At 71.4% G+C, this 5377-nt stretch carries 5 protein-coding genes; 1 reads left to right on the forward strand and 4 read right to left on the reverse strand.

The window, feature by feature from the left end; all coding sequences use genetic code 11:
• Window positions 1-127 precede the first annotated feature (127 nt).
• From E1267_RS42295 to E1267_RS42310, 4 genes are all read right to left on the reverse strand, one after another.
• Window positions 128-1798: a glycosyltransferase family 2 protein gene (locus E1267_RS42295; protein ID WP_132341736.1), complete on the reverse strand. Its 1671-nt coding sequence runs from the start codon at window positions 1796-1798 to the stop codon at window positions 128-130.
• A gap of 168 nt (window positions 1799-1966) precedes the next feature.
• A complete protein-coding gene (locus E1267_RS42300; RefSeq protein ID WP_132341738.1) occupies window positions 1967-2344 on the reverse strand; it encodes an arsenate reductase family protein in 378 nt (125 codons plus the stop codon).
• A gap of 32 nt (window positions 2345-2376) precedes the next feature.
• Window positions 2377-3105 carry an FHA domain-containing protein gene (locus tag E1267_RS42305; RefSeq protein WP_220449936.1) on the reverse strand — a complete coding sequence of 243 codons (729 nt, stop codon included), beginning with the start codon at window positions 3103-3105 and terminating at the stop codon, window positions 2377-2379.
• A 39-nt stretch (window positions 3106-3144) separates the two neighbouring features.
• The gene (locus tag E1267_RS42310) at window positions 3145-3516 is read right to left on the reverse strand and encodes a hypothetical protein (RefSeq protein WP_132341740.1); all 372 of its coding nucleotides are present in this window, start codon (window positions 3514-3516) and stop codon (window positions 3145-3147) included.
• A 125-nt stretch (window positions 3517-3641) separates the two neighbouring features.
• Between E1267_RS42310 and E1267_RS42315 the strand changes: the two genes are divergently transcribed.
• Window positions 3642-5144 carry a serine/threonine-protein kinase gene (locus E1267_RS42315; RefSeq protein ID WP_132341742.1) on the forward strand — a complete coding sequence of 501 codons (1503 nt, stop codon included), beginning with the start codon at window positions 3642-3644 and terminating at the stop codon, window positions 5142-5144.
• The last annotated feature ends 233 nt before the right edge of the window (window positions 5145-5377 follow it).

The following is a 5377-nucleotide window of genomic DNA, read 5'->3' on the forward strand; positions in this document are numbered from 1 at the left end:
GTCGGGGATCGGCGGCGTCAGGCGCCGTACGGAGGCGCACGGCGGCACGTTCGCGCTCGACAGCCCATCGGGCGGGCCCACCACCCTCAGGGTCAGCCTGCCCTGCGGGACCTGAGCCGCTGGCAGGTCAGCCGCGCAGCCGCTTGCCGATGGCGCGTCTGACGGTGCCGGCCAGGGTGGTACGCATGTCGCGCTGGGCCTTCTGGGCCGTGTAGAGCTCGCGGCGCAACGTACCGACCTCGCGGCGCAGCTCCACGGTGCTCTTGCGCCAGCGCGCCGCCTCGTCCCGCCACTTGGAGACCTGCGCACGCAGCCGTTCGGACTCCTTCGCCAGGCGGGCCGCCTCGGCCTTCGCCTGGATCCTGGCCTTGTACGCGCTGCGCCGCCCGACCGGCTGGGCCGGCTCGCGGGTGAAGGCGTGCTGGTCGCCGTCGACCCGCTGGACGCCCGCGACGGCCGCCACGGCGTCGTCGAGCGGCTCCCCGGGCCGGGCGACGAGCCGGGCACGGGCGAACGAGGACACGCGCTCCAGCCTGGCCACCTCGCTGGCCGGCTCGTCGAGCACCACCTCGACCAGGCCGAGCCCCTCGGTCCTGGCCAGGTCGAGCAGCACGGCCAGGCTGTCCTCGCCGGGCGTCCAGCCCGCGGGCAGGCGCAACACGAACGGGACCCGCGGGTCGACCTCTTCCGAAGTCGCCAGGCGTACCCGGCTCTCGTGCTCGTAGTGGCCGTGGACCAGGACCAGGTCGAGGTCGGGGTCCTTGAGCGGGGCGCGGCGGTCGGGGTCGAGGGTGTCCCACGGGCCGACCACGACGACGGTCAGGTCCACCACCGTCGAGGCGAGCAGGGCGTCCACGCCGGCGCGCACGACTTCGTACCCGGCCGTGCCGTCGATGACGGCGGTCACGTACGGCACCTGCCAGCCGCGTGTCGGGTGCGTGCGCAGCCACTGGTAGGCCGGGATGCGGTCGGCGACGAACGCGTGGCTGACCCGGTCGATGCTCTTCTGCTGCCGCATCCGCATGGTCGGGCCGAGGTGGTAGGCGCGGGCCCGCGGCTCGGGGATGAACACCGCTCCGGCCTGGTAGAGGCGGAAACCCATCTCGGTGTCCTGGCCGACGATGAGGTCGTCGTCCATGGGCCCCGCCACCCGGACGAGGCCGGCGTTGACGGAGGTGGCGCCGCCGACGTGCAGGCTGAACGGGCGCGGCGAGTCGGTGGTGAGGCCCTCGGTGCGCTCCACCAGGTCGACGAGCCAGGCGTGCGGCGCGGCCGGCTCGAACGCCGCCTCCAGGTCGTCGGGGAGTTCCTCGGGCAGCGGCGCCTCGGTGAACCTGATGTAGCTCGTCACCGAGAGGTAGGGGGCGGTGTGGTGCCAGCGCATGTGCGCCTCGATCGCGCCGGGCGTGAGCACCACGTCGGAGTCGAGCCAGAAGATCACCTCGCCGGTGGCCTCGGCGAGCCCGGTGTTGCGGGCGCAGGCCCGGCCGGGCTTGTCGCAGACGACCAGCCGGGCGGCCGTGCCTCCTGGCAGGCGCAGCGGGGGCGAGGTGCCGTTGTCGACGACGATGATCTCGATCAGCGCGGCCGGGTACGTCTGCCGCGCCAACCCCTGTAACGCCAGGTCGAGTTTGTCCTGGGCGCCGTAGGCGGGGATGACCACGCTGACCCGCAGCTCGGGGGTGAACTGCTCGGGCGGCTGCAGAACGCGGTAGTCGTTGCCGCGTACGCGCCGTACACCACCGTCCGGCGACAGATCATCCGGGCGGTGCGGAAGACCGGGACGATTGTCGGACATGCGCCTGGTGCTCCTCTGACAGTCGGCTCGGGGTGGGCGAACGGCGCTTTACACTACGCCACCTTCCTGGCGAAACCCATGGGTCAGAATGCCATTGCGCCACATTGGCCCAGTTCATCCCTACCAGCAAGCTCACAGGAATTTCCGCTCCGACGTTGATGAGCCACGTCACGCTCCGCCCGGGGCGGAACCTCCCGTCAAGGACCTCACGGCCTCTTCGGTACGCCCGATCACGGCGCTCCCGTCGTCGGCCGTGATGATCGGCCGCTGGATCAGCACGGGGTTCGCGGCCAGCGCGCCGATCCAGCGGTCACGGTCGCCCGGCTCGCGCGGCCAGGTGTCCATGCCGAGCCGGGCGGCGACGGGCTCGCCCGTACGGGTGATGTCCCACGGTTCGAGGCCGAGTCTGGCCAGGACGTCGCGGAGTTCGTCCTCCGTCGGGGGATCGTCGAGATAGCGGCGCACGGTGTAGTCGGCGGCCTCGGCGTCCAGGATCGACAGCGCCGAGCGGCACTTGGAACAGCCGGGATTGATCCAGATCTCCATGGCCTGATGATCCCTCACAGGCCGTCGGGTCGTCAGCGGCGGGGCATCGGGAGCAGCGCGAGGTGCTCACTGGTCACGAGGTCGAACCTCAGCGCCAGCGACACCAGCGCGTGGCGCTGCCAGTCGGCCTTTCCGTCGCTGCCCTGCGGGCTCTTGACGTGCAGTTTCTTCTCCGCGAGATAGCCGATGTGAAAGCCGACGGCGGTGCGGCTCAGGCCCAGGTCGGGGAGCCGTTCGACGATCTCGGGGATGGTCGGGATGCGCGAGGTGGACGGGTCGCGCAGGCGCGGCTCGCACAGCGCCACGAGGATGCGGAAGTATTTGGCGTTCTGGTCGAGGGGGTAGGCGACCTGGGTGGCCGCGCCGCCGTCGGCGCCTCCCGGCGGCACGTGCACGTGCTGCGGCGCGAACACGAGGAACGACACCGTGCCGTCGACCGCGGGCAGGCTCACCCGGGAGAACTCGAACGAGATCGGCGCCCCGACGCGCCCCGGCTGCACCTTCACGAACTCCCCGCCGCCCTCGGGGTTCTCCACGACGTACGTCTTCGACGTGCTGAGGTTGGACAGCAGCCAGTAGTCCCCCACCGCGACGATCTTGCCGGCGCGGCGGGAGACCGCGGGGTCGCCCAGCACGATGTCCACCGGCGAGCCGGGGGTGCCGCGGCCGAAGAACGCCTGCTCACCTGGCGCGAGCTCCAGGGAGTAGGGGCGGTCGTCAGTCGGCGTGGCCGCCATCTGGATCAGGATCGTGCTGTGCATCGGGGGGACCCTATTCGCGTTCGGAGTGGGGTGTCGAGGTCACTGAGGGAGCTGCTTGCCGCCCGGCCCGCTGCAGGTGTGCAGGCCGGCGTCGGGTTCGTTGTTCCCGCCCCCGCGGAAGTAGACCTCGTTCACGTAGCCCCACTTGTTGTTGTCGGCCATGGTGGCCGCCCACCAGAAGTTCTGGTAGCGGCCCAGGGTGTAGCGGGCGCCGACCTTCTCGCACAGGTACCAGTCGTCGCCCGAGGGGTTGATGTACCCGACGATCGTGCCCTTCCTCGGCGACTTGTGGACCGGGATGCTCCCGCTCGGCGACCAGTCAGGGCAGTTGTGCACCTTGTAGGTGCCGTGCCTGTACGCCTTGCCGCAAGGCTGTCCGTCTCCGGCAGCCTGCGCGGCGCGTCGAATCATTATGGTGGTTTCCTCCCCGTTTCGGTGTTGCAACCCGATCCTGGGCTCCACCTGGCCAGCGAGTAAACCTGGTAGCTGCGAGGGAACGTGGACGAACCCCGTACTCATCGGCCATGATGAGCCGAATGACGGCTCCATCCCACGCAGGCCGCTACCGGATCGAGCAGATCATCGGCGTCGGGGGCTTCGCCTCCGTGCATCTGGCCCACGACGACGAGTTGCGCTCGCCGGTGGCCGTCAAGATCCTTGCGGACAACTGGGCCCGCAAGGCCGACGTGCGCGAGCGCTTCCTCCAGGAGGCCCGCCTGCTGCGCAGGGCCGATTCCCACCTGCTGGTGCAGGTCTTCGACATCGGCGAACTCGACGACGGCCGGCCCTACTTCGTGATGACGTACGCCGACCGCGGCACCCTGGCCGAGCGCCTGGCCAGCCGCCCGCTCCCCGTGGAGGAAGCGCTCGGCCTGATGCGCGACATCTGCCAGGGTGTGGCCGTGCTCCACAGCATCGGGGTCGTCCACCGCGATCTGAAGCCGTCGAACGTGTTGTTCTGCTCCCGTCCCGAGGGCGGCGAGCGGGTGATGGTGGCCGACCTCGGCATCGCGCGCTCGACCGACCATTTGAGCGGGCTGACGCTGCCCGCGGGCTCGCCCGGCTACCAGGCGCCCGAGCAGCTCTACTTCGACGGGGCGCCGGACGCCCGCGCCGACGTGCACGGGCTGGGCGCGCTGGCGTACCACATGGTCACCGGGAAGGTGCCCGGCAAGCCCGAGCACCGCGTGCCGCCGAGCGCGCTGAACCCCGAGGTGCCGGAGGTGGTCGACGTCGCGGTGATGCGGGCGATCGAGCCCGGCAGGGAGGCCCGCTGGCCCGACGCCGCCGCGTTCGCCGCGGCCCTGACGTCGTCCAACGTCCCGGAGGCCGCTCCCCCGCCCGCTCCGCATGACGACGCGCGCGTCCCGCCGCCCGAGGAGCCGGACGAGGACGGAACCTCGCCGTCCGAGCCGCGCCGTCGCCCAGGGCTACGTACGGTGATCGTCGCCGGCGGCGGAGTCGTCGTCGTGGCCGCCGCGGCCGCGACGGCCATGGCGCTGACCTCGTCACCGCCCGTGGATCGGCCGCCCGGGACCGGCACGACGACACCCCCGCCGCCCACGAACGTCTGGACCGCCGCTTACCTGCGCGCCGACTCCGACATCCCCGACGAATACCGCGAGCTGATCGTGCAAGCCGGCACGTACTGCGAGCTGCCGGGCCTGAGCCCGGCCCTGATCGCCGCGATGCTGAAGGCGGAGTCCGGCTACGACCCCGGCCTCTCCGACAAGGCCAACGACGAGTACGGCATCGCCAGGTGGACCCCCGAAGTGTTGTGGCACTGGCAGCCGGGCGGCCTCCAGCGTCCCAAGCCCTCGCCGCCGTTCAGCCCCGAGCTGTCGATCGTCTCCATAGGGCGGTTCATGTGCCGTCTGGGTCCCCAGGTCACGAAACTTCCCGGCGATCCCGCGCTGAAGCTGGCCGCCCTCTACCGCAGCGGCGTCAACCCGCTGAAGGAGGCGAAGGGCGTGCCGCCGCAGTGGCGTGACTACACCGCCAAGGTGGCCCGCTACATGCGCGACTACCAGCCCGCCTGAGGCTGCGGCCGGAGCCGGCGATCTTAGGCCGACGTTACGCGCTGCTTTCCTGGCGTACGTCACCATGGACCGGCCGGCCAAGAGCCCTCCGGCGGCGGGACCCTCGGCGTCCTCCTCCGCCGGAGCCCCCACGCCCACCACGTCGGCCACTCCTTCCCCTGAGCCGTCCTGAGCCGCGCACGGCGTTCAGGGGGTGGCGGGCAGCGGCGCCCCGCTCTGCCAGCTTGGGGGCC

Source organism: Nonomuraea longispora, assembly GCF_004348345.1.
GTDB lineage: Bacteria > Actinomycetota > Actinomycetes > Streptosporangiales > Streptosporangiaceae > Nonomuraea > Nonomuraea longispora.

Bases quoted from the DNA above. Each gene is read 5' to 3' on its own strand.
- E1267_RS42295 (WP_132341736.1), bottom strand. From the start codon at position 1,798: ATGTCCGACAATCGTCCCGGTCTTCCGCACCGCCCGGATGATCTGTCG.
- E1267_RS42300 (WP_132341738.1), bottom strand. From the start codon at position 2,344: ATGGAGATCTGGATCAATCCCGGCTGTTCCAAGTGCCGCTCGGCGCTG.
- E1267_RS42305 (WP_220449936.1), bottom strand. From the start codon at position 3,105: ATGCACAGCACGATCCTGATCCAGATGGCGGCCACGCCGACTGACGAC.
- E1267_RS42310 (WP_132341740.1), bottom strand. From the start codon at position 3,516: ATGATTCGACGCGCCGCGCAGGCTGCCGGAGACGGACAGCCTTGCGGC.
- E1267_RS42315 (WP_132341742.1), top strand. From the start codon at position 3,642: ATGACGGCTCCATCCCACGCAGGCCGCTACCGGATCGAGCAGATCATC.